Below are 15,355 nucleotides of genomic sequence, written 5' to 3'. Positions count from 1 at the left end.
CGTGATCGATATCAGCGAGTCCGTGATGCAGTTCCTTCTGGCGTTCCTCGTCGTCGGCCCGCTCCTCGGTGCCGCCGCCGCTCTGCTGCCCGCGCCGCCCGGGCTGAAGGGAAAGTCCCCTGACCAGGCCGTGCTCCGGCACGGCGTCACGGTCACCGGGGCGGTCCTCCTGGCCGCGATCGTCCTCGCGGCCGGCTTCGACCACGACCAGCCGTCGAAGATGCAGGCCACGACCGACATCAGCTGGATCCCCGCGCTCGACGTGCGCATCCACCTCGGCACCGACGGCATCTCCCTCCCCCTTCTGGTCCTGACCGCCCTGCTGACCTTCCTCAGCGCCCTCTACTCGTACTTCAAGCCGCCCGCGGGACCGTCCCCGAAGGCGTTCGTCGCCCTGCTGCTCGTCCTCGAGTCCGGCACCCTGGCGACCTTCGCCGTCCTCGACCTGATCCTGTTCTTCCTCGCGTTCGAGATGGTCCTCATCCCGATGTACTTCCTCATCGCCCGCTGGGGCGGCGAGGGCCGGGCCGGGGCCGCCTGGAAATTCATCCTCTACACGCTGCTCGGCTCCGTGGTCATGCTCCTCGGCCTGCTCCTGCTCGGCATCGAGGCAGGCACGTTCGACATGGTGGCACTCGCCACTGACAACGGCCGGTCACTGACCACGTCCGTGCAGGTCATCGCCGTTCTGGCGATCGGGATCGGGCTCGCCGTCAAGACCCCGGTGTGGCCCCTGCACAGCTGGCTGCCCGACGCCCACACCGCCGCCCCCACCGTCGGATCGGTGCTGCTGGCCGGCGTCCTGCTCAAGATGGGCACCTACGGGTTCGTCCGGATCCTGCTGCCCGCCGCCCCCGACGGGTTCCGCACCTTCGCGCCCTACCTCGCCGCCTTCGCCGTCGTGGGCATCATCTACGGGTCCCTCGCCTGCCTCGCCCTCGCCCGGACGGGCGCGAACGGCGACCTCAAACGCCTCATCGCCTACTCCTCCGTCGGCCACATGGGCTTCGTCGTCCTCGGCATCGCCACCATGACCCCGACCGGAGTCAACGGCGCCCTCTTCGCCAACATCGCCCACGGCCTGATCACCGGCCTGCTCTTCTTCCTAATCGGCGGCATCAAGGACCGCACCGGCAGCACCGGCCTCGACACCCTCGCCGAGCAGACCGGCGCCCTCTACGGCAAGGCACCCCGCCTCGGCGGCCTCCTCGCGTTCGCCGCCGTCGCCTCCCTCGGCCTGCCCGGCCTCGCCGGATTCTGGGGCGAGATGCTCGCCCTCTTCGGCGCCTTCGACCCCGCCGAGGGCCTCAGCCGGCCCGCCTTCCTCACCTTCATGGCGATCGGCGCCTTCGGCACCCTGCTCACCGCCGCCTACCTGCTCGTCGTCGTCCGCCGCGTCTGCATGGGCGCCGCCCCCGGCGACACGCCGAAACTCACCGACGTGCGCGGCTACGAGTTCGCGGCCTGGACGCCGCTCGTCGTCCTCACCGTCGTGGCCGGGCTGTGGCCGGGAGCCCTCCTCGGACTCACCGACCCCGCCGTGCAGCAGCTCCTCGCAGGAGGCATCCGATGAGCTCCCTCGTCCAGTCCGTCGACTGGCTGGCCATCGCGCCGCCCACCCTCGCCGCGGTCGCCGGACTCGTCGTCCTCGTCACGGACCTGTTCGTCCCCGAGCACCGCAAACCGCTCCTCGGCTGGACGGCGGTGGCCGGTCTCGCCGCCGCCACGCTCATGCTGCTGCCGCTCCTCGACGCCGACCGCAGCACCTTCTGCCTGGTCGGCGACACCGGCGTGTGCAGCTACACCGCCGACCGCTTCACCCTCGTCATCCAGTTCCTGGTCCTCGGCGGCGCCCTCCTCACGGCCCTGCTGTCCGTCACCGCCCTCGGCGACGACCGCAGGCGGCTCCCCGACGGCGAGTACTGGTTCCTGCTGCTGTCCTCCGCCGCCGGCGCCGCCCTGCTGCCCGCCGCCCGCGACCTCGCGACCCTGATCGTCGCCCTGGAGGTCGCCTCCCTGCCCGCCTTCGCGCTGGTCGGCCTCCGGTACGGCGACCGCAGGTCCTCCGAGGCGGCCCTGAAGTTCTTCCTGTCGTCCGTCACCGCCACCGCGGTCAGCCTGATGGGGGTCAGCTTCCTCTACGCCGCCACGGGCACCCTCCACCTGACCCGCCTCGCCGAGCGCATCCAGGACGTCGACGGCCAGCTCGTCACCCTCGCCCAGACCGGTGTCGTCCTCACCCTCGTCGGCTTCGCCTTCAAGACCGCCGCCGCCCCCTTCCACTTCTGGGTGCCCGACACCTACGTCGGAGCGCCCCTGCCGATCGCCGCCTACCTGTCGGTCATCGGCAAGGCCGTCGGCTTCACCGGCCTCATCCTCGTCACCGTCGTCGCCCTGCCCTCCTACGCCGACGTGTGGGGGCCCGCGCTCGCCGCGCTCGCCGCCCTCACCATGACCGTCGGGAACGTCGGCGCGCTCCGGCAGGGCCTCACCCGCGCGTACAGCGCCGTCCGCCTCCTCGCCTGGTCGTCCATCGGCCAGGCCGGCTTCCTCCTCGTGCCGATCGCCGCCGCCGCGTACTCCGACGACGCCGAGAGGTCCATCGGCTCCACCGTGGCCTACGCCCTCATGTATGCCGCCGTGAACCTCGGCGCGTTCGCCGTCGCCGCCCTGGTCGGCCGCAGTCACCGTCTCAACCGCGTCGCCGACTACCGGGGCCTCTACGCCACCAACCCGGTGACCGCCCTCCTCATGGGCTTCTTCCTGCTCTGCCTGGCCGGACTGCCGCCCGGCATCATCGGCCTCTTCGCCAAGGTCACCGTCTTCGCCGCGGCCGTCGACGCCGGACTCGGCTGGCTCGCCGTCGTCATGGCCGTCAACGTCGTCATCGCGCTCGTCTACTACCTGAAGTGGACGGCCCTGCTGTTCCGCGCCCCCGACGGCACACCGGCCGGGCACCGCGTCCCCGCCCCGCTGACCGCCGCCCTGGCCGTCACCGGCGTCCTCGGCATCGCTCTGTCCGGGGCGCCCCAGCTGATCCTGCGGTTCACCGGCACCGGCCTCTTCTGAGCCGGCCGGTGACACCCGGTGCCGGCCCCGCAGGGCACGGGGCCGGCACCGTGAGGGGTGGCACCGGCCGGGCGCCGCGCGCCGCCCGGACCCGCCCTCACCCGGACGGCTGCCCCGTGCCGCCACGGGCACAAGGGAACTAGTGCTCCCCGCCTGGCGTTGACCGAAAGGGAAGGGTCCACTGGACGTGACACCGCACGCCCGTGGTGTCACAGGTCGGACGGAAGATCAGCAAGCAAGCGCAAGGGTCCCCCTGCCGCAGGATTTGGAGGGCGTACCGTGCACCGCCGGCACAATGGGCTCAGGACCGCGGTCCTCCTCGGGGGACTGTCCGCACTCATCATCGTCATCGGCAGTTTCTTCGGCCGCATGGGCCTCGTCGTCGCCGTCGTCATCGCCGTGGGGACCAACGCCTACGCGTACTGGAACAGCGACAAGATCGCCCTGCGCGCGATGCGGGCCCGCCCGGTCAGCGAGTTCGAGGCACCGGGGCTGTACCGCATGGTCCGCGAGCTCTCCACCCAGGCCCGCCAGCCCATGCCCCGGCTGTACATCTCGCCCACCGAGGCGCCCAACGCCTTCGCCACCGGCCGCAACCCCCGCAACGCCGCGGTGTGCTGCACGGAAGGCATCCTGCGCCTGCTCGACGAGCGTGAGCTGCGCGGCGTCATCGGCCACGAACTCAGCCACGTCCACAACCGCGACATCCTGATCTCCTCGGTGGCGGGCGCCCTCGCCTCCGTGATCATGTTCCTGGTGAACTTCGCCTGGCTGATCCCGATCGGCCGCTCCAACGACGACGACGGCCCCGGCATCCTCGGCATGCTGATGATCCTGATCCTGGGCCCCCTCGCCGCCGGCCTGATCCAACTCGCCATCAGCCGCTCCCGCGAGTACGAGGCCGACGCCTCCGGCGCCCAGCTCACCGGCGATCCACTCGCACTCGCCGCCGCCCTGCGCAAACTGGAAGTAGGCACCAAGCAACTCCCGCTGCCCCCCGAGCCCCGGATCGAGACCGCGAGCCACATGATGATCGCGAACCCGTTCCGTCCTGGCCAGGGGCTGTCGAAGATGTTCTCCACCCATCCGCCGATGGCCGAACGCATCGCCCGGCTCGAGAAGATGGCAGGTCGCACCCAGTGAAGACCATCCTGAACGTCATTTGGCTCGTCCTCAGCGGCTTCTGGCTCTTCCTCGCCTACCTGCTCGCAGGTGTGCTGCTGTGCATCACCGTGATCGGTATCCCGTTCGGGATCGCCGCCTTCCGCATCGGCGTCTACGCCCTGTGGCCCTTCGGGTACACGGCCGTCGAACGCCGGGACGCGGGTGCCCCGTCCTGCGTGGGCAACGTCCTGTGGCTGGTCCTCGCCGGCTGGTGGCTGGCCCTCGGCCACATCGCCACCGGCATCGCCCTGTGCCTCACGATCATCGGCATCCCGCTCGGCATCGCGAACTTCAAGCTGATCCCGGTGTCGCTGCTCCCGATGGGCCGCGAGATCGTCCGCACGGACCGCCCGTTCACCTCGACCTACTAGATCTGCCGGCCCTGGGCCCCCGGCAGCACGGGCACACCACGTATCCACAAGCCGGTGGTTGTCCACAGGCCCGCCCGCTGATTGCGGACGGCCCTCACGATGGACCCATGACAGCCAGCCCGTACACCCACCACCCGGCCCCGCGATCCCCTCCGGCCCTCGCCACCCTGGCCAGGCGCCAGACCGAGGGCGCGACCGGCCCGGCCCGGGACAAGCCTCCGCCCGCGTACCTGCACCCGGCACGCCCGCGTACCCGGACCCGGCACGCCCGCGTACGCGCCTACCGCCCTGCCCGCGTGCCCGTACACCGCCCCGCCCGCCTACCGCAGGGAGGCCGTTCCCCGCCCGGGCCAAGCCTCCGCCCGCGTGCCCGCACCCGGCACGCCCGCGTGCCCGTATACCGGCCTGCCCGCGTGCCCGTATACCGGCCTGCCCGCGTACGCGCACACCGCCCCGCCCGCCTACCGCAGGGAGGCCGTTCCCCGCCGCGCTCCGTACACGAGCGCGCCCACCACCAGCACCCCGGCGCCGACCACCACCGAGCCCCCCGGCAGCGAGAACGCCAGCACGGCACAGCCGGCGAACCCGACCGCCGGGACCACCCGCGCCCACAGTCCCGGGCCCAGCGTCCAGGCGGACGCGTTGGCCACCGCGTAGTACACCAGCACCCCGAAGGAGGAGAACCCGATCGCGCCCCGCACATCCACCGTGGCGGCCAGCACGACGACCACGGCACCCACGGCCAGCTCGGCCCGGTGCGGCACCCGGAACCGCGGATGCACGGCGGCCAGGGCGACCGGAAGATGCCGGTCCCGGGCCATGGCCAGCGTCGTCCGCGACACCCCCAGGATCAGCGCGAGCAACGACCCGAGCGCGGCCAGCGCCGCACCCACCCGCACCACCGGCACCAGCCAGGGCACGCCGGCCTCCCGTACCGCGTCGGCCAGCGGAGCCACGGCCTCCCCGAGCCGGTCCGGCCCCAGCACGGAGAGGACGGCGACAGCGACCGCCGCGTACACGGCCAGCGCGATGCCCAGGGCGAGCGGAATCGCGCGCGGGATCGTCCGCGCCGGATCGCGGACCTCCTCGCCGAGCGTCGCGATGCGCGCGTACCCGGCGAAGGCGAAGAACAGCAGCCCCGCGGCCTGCAGGATCCCGCTCACACCGCCCGACGCCCCGAGGGACAGATGCCCGGCCTCGGCCTGCCCCGACGACAGGGACGCGGCCACCACCCCGGCGAGGACGGCCAGCACGACGGCCACGATCACCCGCGTCAGCCGTGCGGACTTCCTGACCCCGCCGTAGTTCACCGCGGTCAGCGCCACCACCGCCGCCACCGCCACGGCGTGCGCCTGCTCCGGCCAGAGATAGGCACCCACGGTGAGCGCCATGGCCGCACAGGAGGCCGTCTTCCCGACCACGAACGCCCAGCCCGCGAGGTAGCCCCAGAACTCGCCGAGCCGCTCGCGCCCGTAGACGTACGTGCCGCCGGACGCCGGGTAGCGGGACGCCAGCCGGGCCGAGGACGTCGCGTTGCAGTACGCGACCACGGCGGCGACCGCCAGCCCGAGGAGCAGCCCGGATCCGGCCGCGCGGGCGGCGGGTGCCAGGGCTGCGAAGATCCCGGCTCCCACCATCGAACCGAGACCGATGACCACGGCGTCGCCCACACCGAGGGTGCGGCGGAGACCGGGGCCGGAAGGTGCTGTCATAAGGCTGCACGCTACTGACCGTTGCAACCATCGGGCGTATCGACGGCGTCCTTACCGTCACAACGGCATGAACACCCGGCAACGGGAGGGTGTGGCGCGGCGCGAAAGGGCAGGCTCGGAGTATGACGATCATCAGTTGGATCATCCTGGGCCTGCTGGCCGGGGCGATCGCGAAGTTCCTGCTCCCGGGCCGTGACCCGGGCGGCCTCATTGGCACGACCCTCATCGGAGTCGCCGGCGCGTTCATCGGCGGCTGGATCTCGTCCCGCTGGCTGGACCAGCCGATCACCAAGGACTTCTACGACGGCACCACCTGGGTCGCCGCGATCGGCGGCTCGCTGGTCCTCCTGATCGCCTACCGCCTGCTGTTCGGCCACTCGCGCCGCTGACGTGACCCGCTGACGGAGGACGACACGAAGGAAGGGTGGGCCCCGGGGAGGTGCCCACCCTTCCTTGTCCTCACACTGCGTCAGCCGCTCGTCCGCGACTCCGAAGCGGGCCCGGCACGGACCCGCCGCGCGGTGCTCTAGCGGTAGTTGACGAACTGCAGGGCGAAGTCGAAGTCCTTGCCCTTGAGCAGCGCGATGACCGTCTGCAGATCGTCCCGGCTCTTCGAGCTGACCCGCAGTTCCTCGCCCTGGATCTGGGCCTTCACGCCCTTGGGCCCCTCGTCGCGAATGATCTTCGCCACCTTCTTCGCGTTCTCCTGGGAGATGCCCTCCTGGATCGACGCGAAGATCTTGTACTCCTTGCCCGACAGCTGCGGCTCACCGGCGTCCAGGGCCTTCAGGGAGATGCCGCGCTTGATCAGCTTGGACTGGAAGACATCGAGGACAGCCTTCACCCGGTCCTCGGAGTTCGCCTCCATGAGGATCTTCTCCCCGGACCACGAGATCGAGGCGCCCACGCCCTTGAAGTCGTAGCGCTGCGAGATCTCCTTGGCGGCCTGGTTGAGGGCGTTGTCGACCTCCTGCCGCTCGACCTTCGAGACGATGTCGAAACTGGAGTCGGCCATGTCCTGTGGCTCCTTGTATCGGGGTGCGCATCGGCTGCGAACCGCATCCGTACCGGCGAACGTGGGCGGCCACCGAGCCCCGCAACGGTCCCGGGCCGCATCCGGACAAGCCTAGCCACCCCGCGCGCCCCGGGTGGCGATCAATCGGGTGGCGAAGCACCCCTGCCCATCGGGTATTGTTTACGTCGTTGCCACGGAGCACCGCCGCAAGGCGGTCATGGGCAGCAACCCCGGCGGTGTGCCCGAGCGGCCAAAGGGAGCAGACTGTAAATCTGCCGGCTCAGCCTTCCCAGGTTCGAATCCTGGCGCCGCCACAGTTGAAATGAGGCCCCCTCTGGCCAGGTTCTACCTGGTCAGAGGGGGTTCCTCGTTTCCTCTTCCTGCCTGATCCGTTGTGGGCGGGGCGTGGACCTGTCTCACCTCGTACCGCCCGTATCCCACCTTTGATCAGTGCGTGTCCCCCAGGCGTCCCCCGGGGGTGAGCATGGTCACTCCGGTTCGTTCCACTCCCGGAGAGCCGCGTCGATACGGCTGTTCGCATGCTCCCGGGTCTGGTCAAGGACCTTGGCGTACACCTTGTGCAGCACCGCGACGCTGTGACCAGCACGCCGGGCGCACTCCATCGCGTCCACCCCTGAGCTGAGCCAGAACGAGACCCCGGCATGCCGGAGGTCATACGGGCGGCGGGCCAGCAGGGAGGCGGTCTCTGCCTCGCTCAGCACGTCCCGGCGGGCCTTCGCCCACACCTCCCCGTAGCCGGTCTCCTGTAACAAGCCGTTGCGGTTCGTACGGAAGAGCCGACCGTCGGGCGCGGTCCCCTGCTCTGCGATGTGCTGCCGCAGCATGCGGACGAAGTGCGGAGGGATCGGTACCGGTCGGGAATCCTTCTCGGCACGGGCCTTGAGGTGGCGCGTCTCATGAGCCGCCCCGTCGTTCGTCCAGCTCCGTCCGGCCCGGACGATGCCCTGCCGCAGAGTGAGCATGCCCCACCCAGATTCCGGGAGGTGGCACTGATCCGCGCGCAGTCCGGCGGCCTCGGCCGGCCGCATTGCCGCGTAGTACAGGCATCCGAAGAACGCTTCCAGGTGCCGCCCGCGAGGCCCCTGCTCGCGCACTCCCGTTAGGAGGGCGCGCACCTGCCGCGGATTGGCGACGCTCTCGGGGTCCACTGCCTCCACCGATTTCGGAGCGGTCCACTTCACGGTCGCGAGCGGGTTGACCGGGACGGTGAAGTACTGCTCCTCCACGGCGAGCCCCAGAACATCACTCAGGCACGCACGCTTCCGCTTGGCGGTACGCGGTGACGCTGTCTTTCCGTCCAGCCGCAGCGAGAGGGCGTCCAGGGCCAGGCGTACGGTCGCGGGATCCTCCAGTGCGGACACCGGCATGGAGTGCTTGGCGATCCAGGCCAAGGCGCGGGCAACGTCGTCCGGCGGGGTCTCGTTCCAGCGGTTGCGGTTGTACGCCCACCCGTAGAGCGCCCGCCGCATGAGTGCGGCGTCCGGCATGCCCACCCTTGTCTTCACAAGCGCGGGAGTGATGGTAGCCAGCGCGTCGGCGTAGTTCCGCCTGGATTTCGCTGGGGCCTGCGTCCATTTGCGGTCGACGTAGGCGCGGCTGTGCGCGTACCAAGTGATGCTGTTCTGTTTGGCGCGCAGCTCTGAGACCGGAAGCCCCGTCTCTTCGTCGAACTGGTCACCGCGCCGTACGGCGGACATGAGTTCCGAGCGGCGTCCCTCTGCCTGCACCTTGAGTGTGTAGCTCTTGGAGTGCTTACGGTCTCCGACCAGCCAGCGAAGGCGGTAGGGCTTCGGCCGGTCTTTGCGGATCTCGATGGAGTAGAGACGAACGTCGTACGTGAGAGGCATACAAACTCCAGAGGGGCCCGCCGGGAGCGGGCCCCTCATGTCTGGTGTGCGGGCGGGTGGTCTGTCAGGCGGCGTCTTCCATCGACGACCACCAGGCGTCGAGGTCGCTGCGGCGGCAGCGGAGCTGTCCGTTGGGGAGCTTGATGAGCTTGGGAGCCTTGCCGCGGGCGCGCATGCGGTAGAAGGCGGCGCGGCTCATCTCGATCTCTTCGAGCACTTCCGGGAGCTTGAGCATCTTGGGGGCGGCCAAGGCAACTACTCCTTCTCAGGTCGGGCGGGGAGGGGTGGCGGACCCCGAGCAAGGGGCCTGCTTCTGTCCGAGGTGCGGATTTCTGCGTCACCTGCGTCATCTGCGTCATTCGTGGTGCTGACCTGCGGTTTCGCGGTGACGCAGGGCGTTGGGGGTGTGTCACCGGTGACGCATGGCTTCGTCACCGGGTGACGCAGGTGACGCGGGGTGACGCAGGATTCGGCGGTCTGCGTCACCTGTCTTTGGGCAGGTCACCGGCTGTTTTCTGGGTGTGGGTGACGCAGGTGACGCAGGGTCTTCCTCCTTAGGACAAAGAGGGTGGTGTCTGTTGTGGGGGCGCGGCTCAGAAAGTGAAGAAAGGGGCCGCTTCGCGGCGCGCCCATCTCAGGGCGGCGTCGCCGCCGAACAGCAAGAGGAGCACGCGGGGCCGGGTGCTCCTCTTGCTTGTGCGATGCCGGGAGTGATGCGGTCAGAAGGCCGCTTCCTGTTCGGTGGTGGCCGGTGCGGCGGTGGGCCGTGCGATTTCGATGTAGCGGGATGCTTTGGTGCGTCCCCAGTCGATGAGGACGCCGCGGGCGGCGAGGGTGGGCTGTAGCCGCTTGAGCCGGTCGGAGAGCACCTTGCCGGTGGTCGGCCACCCCTTGGGCAGGGGACGGCATTCCTCGCCCGTATAGAGGCCGGTGAGGCAGTACAGCCACTCGGCCGACGTCATCCGCTGCTCGCTGCCCGGGGCGATGCCGGCGGCATGCTTGAGGACGGTCTGTGCCAACAGGTCGCCCTCGATGACGTCGTCGTTGAGGTCGTCCAGGCTGGCCCGGTAGGCGGCCAGCGCCCCCAGTCCGGTGGCGGCGTCGAGTTGCGCGCACAGGTGCGCGAAGTCCGCCATCCGCAGATCGGTGGGGATGTCCGCCTGAGCCGCCCGCACCTGCACGGTGAGGTCCAGGAGCGAGCCGAGGATGACGGGCAGCACTTCGGCGAAGTCGGACCACAGTTCCGCCTCGGTTCGCCGCACCCGGGGCCGTTCCAGCCGCAGGGGAAGGAGTCGTTCGGCGAGGTCGGGCCGGATGACGCCGACGTCGATGCCGGTCAGCAGCAGGGGGCGGCGGTAGCCGATGCGGAAGACGTCCCCGTCGGTGAACAGCGCGCGTTTGACGTTTTCCGCGCCGGTGACGATGCAGCACATCGCGTCGGACAGTTCGGGGGTCATGTGGGAGAGGTTGTCCAGGGCGGTGACCCACCCGGCGGCCACCGCTGTGATCAGGTTCTCCTCATCCTTCGGTGCCCGGCGCAGGTCGCCGGTCATGCCCTCGATGATCCGCACGAGCATGCGCCCGCCGGTGGATTTGCCGGCGCCCTGTGGTCCGGTGAGGAACGGTGCGGGGACGGGCACGGACGGGGCGAGGCAGCCGATGAGCCAGGCGATGGCCAGGCACTCGGTTTCGGCGGTGGCGAAGTTGCACAGCCGCATCAGCAGGTCGATGCCCTTGCCGTCGGTGTCCCGGGCGGGCAGGGGCAGTTCCCCGGTGAGCTGGGTACGCCGCCAGGACACTTCCCGCGGGTCGGGGGTGCGGATGTCCCATCCGGTGGGGTGGATGCGCACGGACTGCCCGTCGGCCCGTCCCAGGTCCAGCCACGTGGCTCCGTCGAATCCGGGGGCGACGCGGATGTGGACGGGCTGGACGTCCTCGGTCAGCGCGAGCGCTTCGATGAGGTCGAGCGCTTCCTTCATCGCGGTGCCGTTGAAGACGCCGACGCCGTCCTTGAACAGCCCGACCATGAGTTCCTGCCGGTGGCTTCCCGTCGTGCCTTGGGAGCGGATCGGGCGGGCCACGGGGTGGCCGTTGCGTTGCGCGTAGACGGTGCCGTCGGCGGTGCGGAAGTACCGGAAGTGCGATTGCGCGTAGTCGGTGATGATCTCGCGTGCCGGAGTCTTGTCGTCCTCGGACATGGTCACATCCCCAACGTTGTGCGGGCGTTGATCCACGCATCCGCGCAGTGCCGCAGGGTCTCGCCCTTGGCCTGCGCGGCGGTGAACAGCCGCGTGATGTGGATGTCGGTGAGGCAGCCGCACCGGCCGTGCCGGGACAGCACCGCCAGAAAAGTGCGGTAGACCGTGGCGTGGACACCGGCGCGAGCGGCGGTGATCTGCTGCTCCGCCATTGCGATACCGCGTTCCAGGTAGGTCGGCGTGCGATGCGGGCACGCCCCGCCCCCGCCGCCGATGGCTGTAGCCGGTGCCGGGCGGACGGGAGAGGGTGCCTTGGCGGTCAGCGCACGCACGGCGTCCGGCAGGTCGGCCATCGCGCCGGTGCCGGGGCCGAGGTAGCGGGCGTAGGCCATGGCCGACTTGATGTCCACGCCGGGGCGGACCGCGTTCCTGGAAGCCATGGCGCCCCGGTAGATCCAGTGCTCACCGCGCGTCGTCGCCAAGGTCCGCGTAGCGGGCAGAGCGGTACGCGCCCAGGCGACGGCGTCCGCGTCGTCCAGGTCGACGACGGTCAGACCGGCGCCGCCGGGGTGGTAGCCGACGCACACCGCCCGCCGCCAGACGGCCGCCCACGCGGGCGAGACGATGACGGCCGGGTCGGTGCTGGCGGCGGCCCACGCGTGGCAGACGCCGGGACACCGGCACGGGCCCGGGGTCTTCATGTTCGGCCGGCCGCCGCACGCGTTGCCCGCGCATGCTTGGCAGTTGCCGAACGGCACCTTGCCCCGGCGCAGGGGCAGCACCGGCACACCGGATGCCGCCAGACTCTGCGCCGTCGACAGCAGCGCGGATGAGGAATGATGAGTCATGCTGGATGCCTCCAACAGGTCTGTTGCGGACTGGTTGGCAAGGGCGGCCCCGGTTCTTGGCGGAATGGGGGGCCGCCCTTGGCGTAGCTAGGCGTTGGTGCTGTTGTCCGGGGTCAGCGGGTCGGGGTGGAACGCCTTGGTGTAGAGGCGGACGCGGTAGCCGTCGCGGGCCGGGCGGCGTTCGATGGGGTCGCAGTCGAACGCGGCCGTCAGTGCCTGTGTGATCTCCGGTTCGTCGGCCGGGTCGCAGATGATGCGGATGTCGAACACGGACTTCTCCTTCTGGCCGGTCAGCCGTGGAAGTGGTTGCGCTTGAACGTGGCCTTGCGGATGTTCACCGTCGTCGCGCCGCGGTGGCTGCTCGTGCTGAGGACCTGGACGGCTATCCAGCCGCCGAAGATGACGGCGGCGAGGATGATGAGCTGGCTGATGAACGCGGTGAGGGCGGCGATGAACGAGGTGAGCAGCAGCAGCCCGCCGCACACCGCGAGGAACCCGACGCCTCCGAGCGCGACGTTCACCGCCGCGCGGGAGACGGGCGGCGAGGCCGTGACGGGTGCGGGCTGCGGGTGCTCGATGGCGTAGCCGGTCACGACACGGCCGTCCGGCAGGACGATGCTCGCGACCGCCGGCACGTGGCCCGGCTGCATCGGCACGACCGGCGCGGGGTGGACGGCGGCGGGTGTGATCGGGGTCGGGGAGTGGACCGGTAAGGCTCGTTCGGCGGGCGTGTGGCGGGCAGGTTCGGGGTGCATGCGGAATCCCTTCCGGGTGTTGGTCAGGGAGGCGGAGGCACCCCCTTGCTGGGGCGCCGTTGAGGGGTGTTCGGGGGTGTGACATGGGGTGCCTCCCTGACTCCCTGGACGATCAAAGATGCTGGTCAGGGTCAGGGAGGCGGGTCAGGGAGGCGGGTAGGGAGTTCTCCCTGTCTCCCTGACCCGCGCGGGGTCGGCTCCCTGCCGTCAGTCGGCGGAAGCGGAACCTTCGGTGTCGCGGTTGGTGAGGGCGCGGGCGACGCGGTCGCGGGCCACGCACATGACGCCGTCGGACTTGTAGGGCGAGGCGCCGGCGTCGTCGAGGACGCGCTTGAGGTCGAGGAACGACCAGCCGCCGTAGGCGTCGGCGTTGCGGGTGGCGAGGCGGGCGAGGACGTCCTTGGTGCGGACACGGGGTGCGTCGCCGATGACGGCGGCGATGTCGACGAGCGGGTCGTGCTCCTCGGTGCGGTCGATGGCGTGGAGGGTGGTGACGCCGTCGCGCAGGGCCTTGGCCCGGTCGGTGATCGCGGTGGCTGCGTCGTCGTCGATGTAGTGCGTGCGCACCGTGATGGACGACTGCCCCGCCGGGATGGTGATGCCGTCGGAGGCGACGACCAGCGTGCCCCGGTCCAGGCCGGGACGCAGCAGGTTCGGGGCGGCGCCGCCGTCGACGGCCTTGTCCCCCAGCGCCATACGTGCCTGCGACTCGGTGCCGAGAGCGAGGGAGGCGCGGGTGTGGGCGCCCTCGCGGACCAGTTTGGGCAGGTTCTCGTTGGTGGGGTCCTGGGTGCCCTGCCACATCAGCACGTTCACCGCCCGGCCCTGGTTGTGAATCTTCCGCACGGCCATGAAGTACCGGGAGTTCGCCTTGGACCCGCCATACGGCCGCTTGTCCTCGTCCTTGGCCGGGCACATGAACGCCACCTGCGCTTCGTCGACCAGCACGATCAGCGGCGGGAAGGTGGTGCCGGGCGGGGCCTGGATGCGGCGGTTCATCTCGACCACCGCCCCTTCGACCATCTCGGTCACCTGGATGACGTGCTCATCCGTCGGGCCCTGGATCAGGGTGGAGGCGAGACCGTCGAACATGGCCCAGTCGCCCACACCCTTCAGGTCGCCCATGAGGAACTGCACCGACCGGTCCAGCGACAGCCACAGCGCCAGCGAGCGCAGGGCGACGGTCTTGCCCTGGTTCGACAGACCCGTGATGAGCAGGTGCCGCTGGTAGAGGGAGAGGGCGGCGGCGTCGCCGCGCAGGTCCTGCCCCCATGGCGCCTTCCCCTTGGCGTAGTCGGCGGTCATCGTCTCGTCCGTGACCAGTGGGGACGGGCCGATCGGCTCATCCAGCGCCCCCGAGTCCGCGACCCACAGCCGCACCGTGCGGGCGGCCTGGGGGATGGTGATGAAGACTTCGTGCTCGTGCCGGGTCAGGTTCTCGGCGAGCTTGCGGCGCTTGCCCTGCACCTCGTTGGTCGACACCCCGGAGGGCAGGGTGACGTCGACTTCCACGCCGCATCCGGCGATGGTGATCGGTCCGAGCATGGAGGCGCCGGCGTCGCCCATCTCCTTGATGGCGCGGGCCAGGGCGGGGATGCCGAGGTCTCGGAGGGCCTTGACGACGATGGACGGGGTGATCGGCTCCCCCTCACCCGTGCGGATGTTGGCGGGAAGGGCCCACTGGGGGGCGGCGTGCTGCTTACGGCCAACGGACCACAGGGCAAGCAGCGCAAGCAGCGGCCCGACCGTGAGCAGCGGCCCCCACACGATCTGCACGATGCGGATGAGTAAGGCGATGAAGTCGATGGTCGCCGACAACGGCGTCACCACATCCCCGGCGTTTCCGGTGCTGATGGCCAGGGCGACCCCGAGGGCGACCAGGACACCGACGCTCATGCCGGCGCCAACGGCGACGCCCTTGGCCGCGTCGACCGGGGAGTGGAGCAGGTCCATGCGGCGGTGATGGCGGGCGGCCCGGAAGCGCTGCAACCGCTCCTCCCACTCCTGGGCCGCTTCCAGGTTCCCCGCGGCTTCCGCCGCACGGATCATCCGTTCGTAGCGGGAGCCGGTGCGGCCGTCCCATGCACGATGGGCGGCGATCCTGCCGCCGTTGACGGTGTAGAGGCCGTGCCGGACGACGGCGCGGCCTGCCGACCGGGTGCGCTCGTGCGTGACGGCGGTCTTCACCGCGCGGCCGGAACGCACCCACAGCGGCACCGGCCGGGCGGGCGGGGCGTCCGGGACGACGGTCAGTGTGGTCACGGCCGGGGCGTCGGCGGCGGGCGGGTCGGTGTGCTTGTGGAGGTGGACGACGTTCTCAGACATGCTGAAAGTGCTCCTGACTGCCCCCATGGG

The 15,355-nt window shown here is 70.5% G+C and carries 14 protein-coding genes and 1 tRNA gene; 6 read left to right on the top strand and 9 right to left on the bottom strand.

Annotated features, from left to right (window positions below; translation table 11 throughout):
- The first annotated feature begins 1 nt into the window (after position 1).
- From ACIRPP_RS05315 to ACIRPP_RS05300, 4 genes are all read left to right on the top strand, one after another.
- Positions 2–1,573 carry a NuoM family protein gene (locus ACIRPP_RS05315; RefSeq protein WP_403638121.1) on the top strand — a complete coding sequence of 524 codons (1,572 nt, stop codon included), beginning with the start codon at positions 2–4 and terminating at the stop codon, positions 1,571–1,573.
- A complete protein-coding gene (locus ACIRPP_RS05310; protein ID WP_403638119.1) occupies positions 1,570–3,069 on the top strand; it encodes an NADH-quinone oxidoreductase subunit N in 1,500 nt (499 codons plus the stop codon). Before ACIRPP_RS05315 ends, ACIRPP_RS05310 begins: the two co-directional genes overlap by 4 nt.
- Positions 3,070–3,348: 279 nt before the next feature.
- Positions 3,349–4,212, top strand: coding sequence for a zinc metalloprotease HtpX (htpX, locus tag ACIRPP_RS05305; RefSeq protein ID WP_403638117.1), 864 nt, complete (start codon positions 3,349–3,351; stop codon positions 4,210–4,212).
- On the top strand, positions 4,209–4,604 hold the full coding sequence (locus ACIRPP_RS05300) for a YccF domain-containing protein (RefSeq protein WP_164333300.1): 396 nt from the start codon (positions 4,209–4,211) through the stop codon (positions 4,602–4,604). The genes htpX and ACIRPP_RS05300 overlap by 4 nt, the downstream gene beginning before the upstream one ends.
- 461 nt (positions 4,605–5,065) lie before the next feature.
- Here the strand turns inward: ACIRPP_RS05300 and ACIRPP_RS05295 are convergent, their stop codons facing one another.
- Complete coding sequence (locus ACIRPP_RS05295; protein WP_403638115.1) at positions 5,066–6,316, bottom strand: APC family permease; 1,251 nt, start codon at positions 6,314–6,316, stop codon at positions 5,066–5,068.
- A gap of 122 nt (positions 6,317–6,438) precedes the next feature.
- On the opposite strand from ACIRPP_RS05295, the gene ACIRPP_RS05290 reads away from it, so the two are divergent.
- Entirely contained in the window at positions 6,439–6,705 is a 267-nt protein-coding gene (locus tag ACIRPP_RS05290) for a GlsB/YeaQ/YmgE family stress response membrane protein (RefSeq protein ID WP_164333298.1), read from the top strand.
- Positions 6,706–6,842: 137 nt separating this feature from the next.
- Here the strand turns inward: ACIRPP_RS05290 and ACIRPP_RS05285 are convergent, their stop codons facing one another.
- Complete coding sequence (locus tag ACIRPP_RS05285; protein ID WP_164333297.1) at positions 6,843–7,331, bottom strand: YajQ family cyclic di-GMP-binding protein; 489 nt, start codon at positions 7,329–7,331, stop codon at positions 6,843–6,845.
- 232 nt (positions 7,332–7,563) lie between these two features.
- Between ACIRPP_RS05285 and ACIRPP_RS05280 the strand changes: the two genes are divergently transcribed.
- Positions 7,564–7,645: transfer RNA gene (locus ACIRPP_RS05280), tRNA-Tyr, on the top strand.
- 174 nt (positions 7,646–7,819) lie between these two features.
- Here the strand turns inward: ACIRPP_RS05280 and ACIRPP_RS05275 are convergent.
- The 7 genes from ACIRPP_RS05275 to ACIRPP_RS05245 all read right to left on the bottom strand — a co-directional run bounded on the left by ACIRPP_RS05275 (position 7,820) and on the right by ACIRPP_RS05245 (position 15,325).
- Positions 7,820–9,199: a tyrosine-type recombinase/integrase gene (locus tag ACIRPP_RS05275; protein ID WP_403638113.1), complete on the bottom strand. Its 1,380-nt coding sequence runs from the start codon at positions 9,197–9,199 to the stop codon at positions 7,820–7,822.
- A gap of 64 nt (positions 9,200–9,263) precedes the next feature.
- The gene (locus tag ACIRPP_RS05270; RefSeq protein ID WP_156698646.1) at positions 9,264–9,449 is read right to left on the bottom strand and encodes an AlpA family transcriptional regulator; all 186 of its coding nucleotides are present in this window, start codon (positions 9,447–9,449) and stop codon (positions 9,264–9,266) included.
- Positions 9,450–9,918: 469 nt separating this feature from the next.
- The gene (locus ACIRPP_RS05265; RefSeq protein ID WP_403638112.1) at positions 9,919–11,397 is read right to left on the bottom strand and encodes an ATP-binding protein; all 1,479 of its coding nucleotides are present in this window, start codon (positions 11,395–11,397) and stop codon (positions 9,919–9,921) included.
- Between the two features lie 2 nt (positions 11,398–11,399).
- Entirely contained in the window at positions 11,400–12,245 is an 846-nt protein-coding gene (locus ACIRPP_RS05260) for a bifunctional DNA primase/polymerase (RefSeq protein WP_403638110.1), read from the bottom strand.
- 87 nt (positions 12,246–12,332) lie between these two features.
- Positions 12,333–12,515 carry a hypothetical protein gene (locus ACIRPP_RS05255; protein WP_403638108.1) on the bottom strand — a complete coding sequence of 61 codons (183 nt, stop codon included), beginning with the start codon at positions 12,513–12,515 and terminating at the stop codon, positions 12,333–12,335.
- Positions 12,516–12,535: 20 nt separating this feature from the next.
- Positions 12,536–13,000, bottom strand: a complete 465-nt coding sequence (locus ACIRPP_RS05250) for a hypothetical protein (RefSeq protein WP_403638106.1) — start codon at positions 12,998–13,000, stop codon at positions 12,536–12,538.
- Between the two features lie 207 nt (positions 13,001–13,207).
- On the bottom strand, positions 13,208–15,325 hold the full coding sequence (locus ACIRPP_RS05245; protein WP_403638104.1) for an ATP-binding protein: 2,118 nt from the start codon (positions 15,323–15,325) through the stop codon (positions 13,208–13,210).
- Between the last annotated feature and the right edge of the window lie 30 nt (positions 15,326–15,355).

This window comes from Streptomyces sp. NPDC101219, assembly GCF_044767675.1.
GTDB lineage: Bacteria > Actinomycetota > Actinomycetes > Streptomycetales > Streptomycetaceae > Streptomyces.
This window is presented reverse-complemented; position numbering and strand designations above follow the sequence as displayed.

Bases quoted from the DNA above. Each gene is read 5' to 3' on its own strand.
- ACIRPP_RS05310 (WP_403638119.1), top strand. From the start codon at position 1,570: ATGAGCTCCCTCGTCCAGTCCGTCGACTGGCTGGCCATCGCGCCGCCC.
- ACIRPP_RS05295 (WP_403638115.1), bottom strand. From the start codon at position 6,316: ATGACAGCACCTTCCGGCCCCGGTCTCCGCCGCACCCTCGGTGTGGGC.
- ACIRPP_RS05290 (WP_164333298.1), top strand. From the start codon at position 6,439: ATGACGATCATCAGTTGGATCATCCTGGGCCTGCTGGCCGGGGCGATC.
- ACIRPP_RS05285 (WP_164333297.1), bottom strand. From the start codon at position 7,331: ATGGCCGACTCCAGTTTCGACATCGTCTCGAAGGTCGAGCGGCAGGAG.
- ACIRPP_RS05275 (WP_403638113.1), bottom strand. From the start codon at position 9,199: ATGCCTCTCACGTACGACGTTCGTCTCTACTCCATCGAGATCCGCAAA.
- ACIRPP_RS05265 (WP_403638112.1), bottom strand. From the start codon at position 11,397: ATGTCCGAGGACGACAAGACTCCGGCACGCGAGATCATCACCGACTAC.
- ACIRPP_RS05260 (WP_403638110.1), bottom strand. From the start codon at position 12,245: ATGACTCATCATTCCTCATCCGCGCTGCTGTCGACGGCGCAGAGTCTG.
- ACIRPP_RS05250 (WP_403638106.1), bottom strand. From the start codon at position 13,000: ATGCACCCCGAACCTGCCCGCCACACGCCCGCCGAACGAGCCTTACCG.
- ACIRPP_RS05245 (WP_403638104.1), bottom strand. From the start codon at position 15,325: ATGTCTGAGAACGTCGTCCACCTCCACAAGCACACCGACCCGCCCGCC.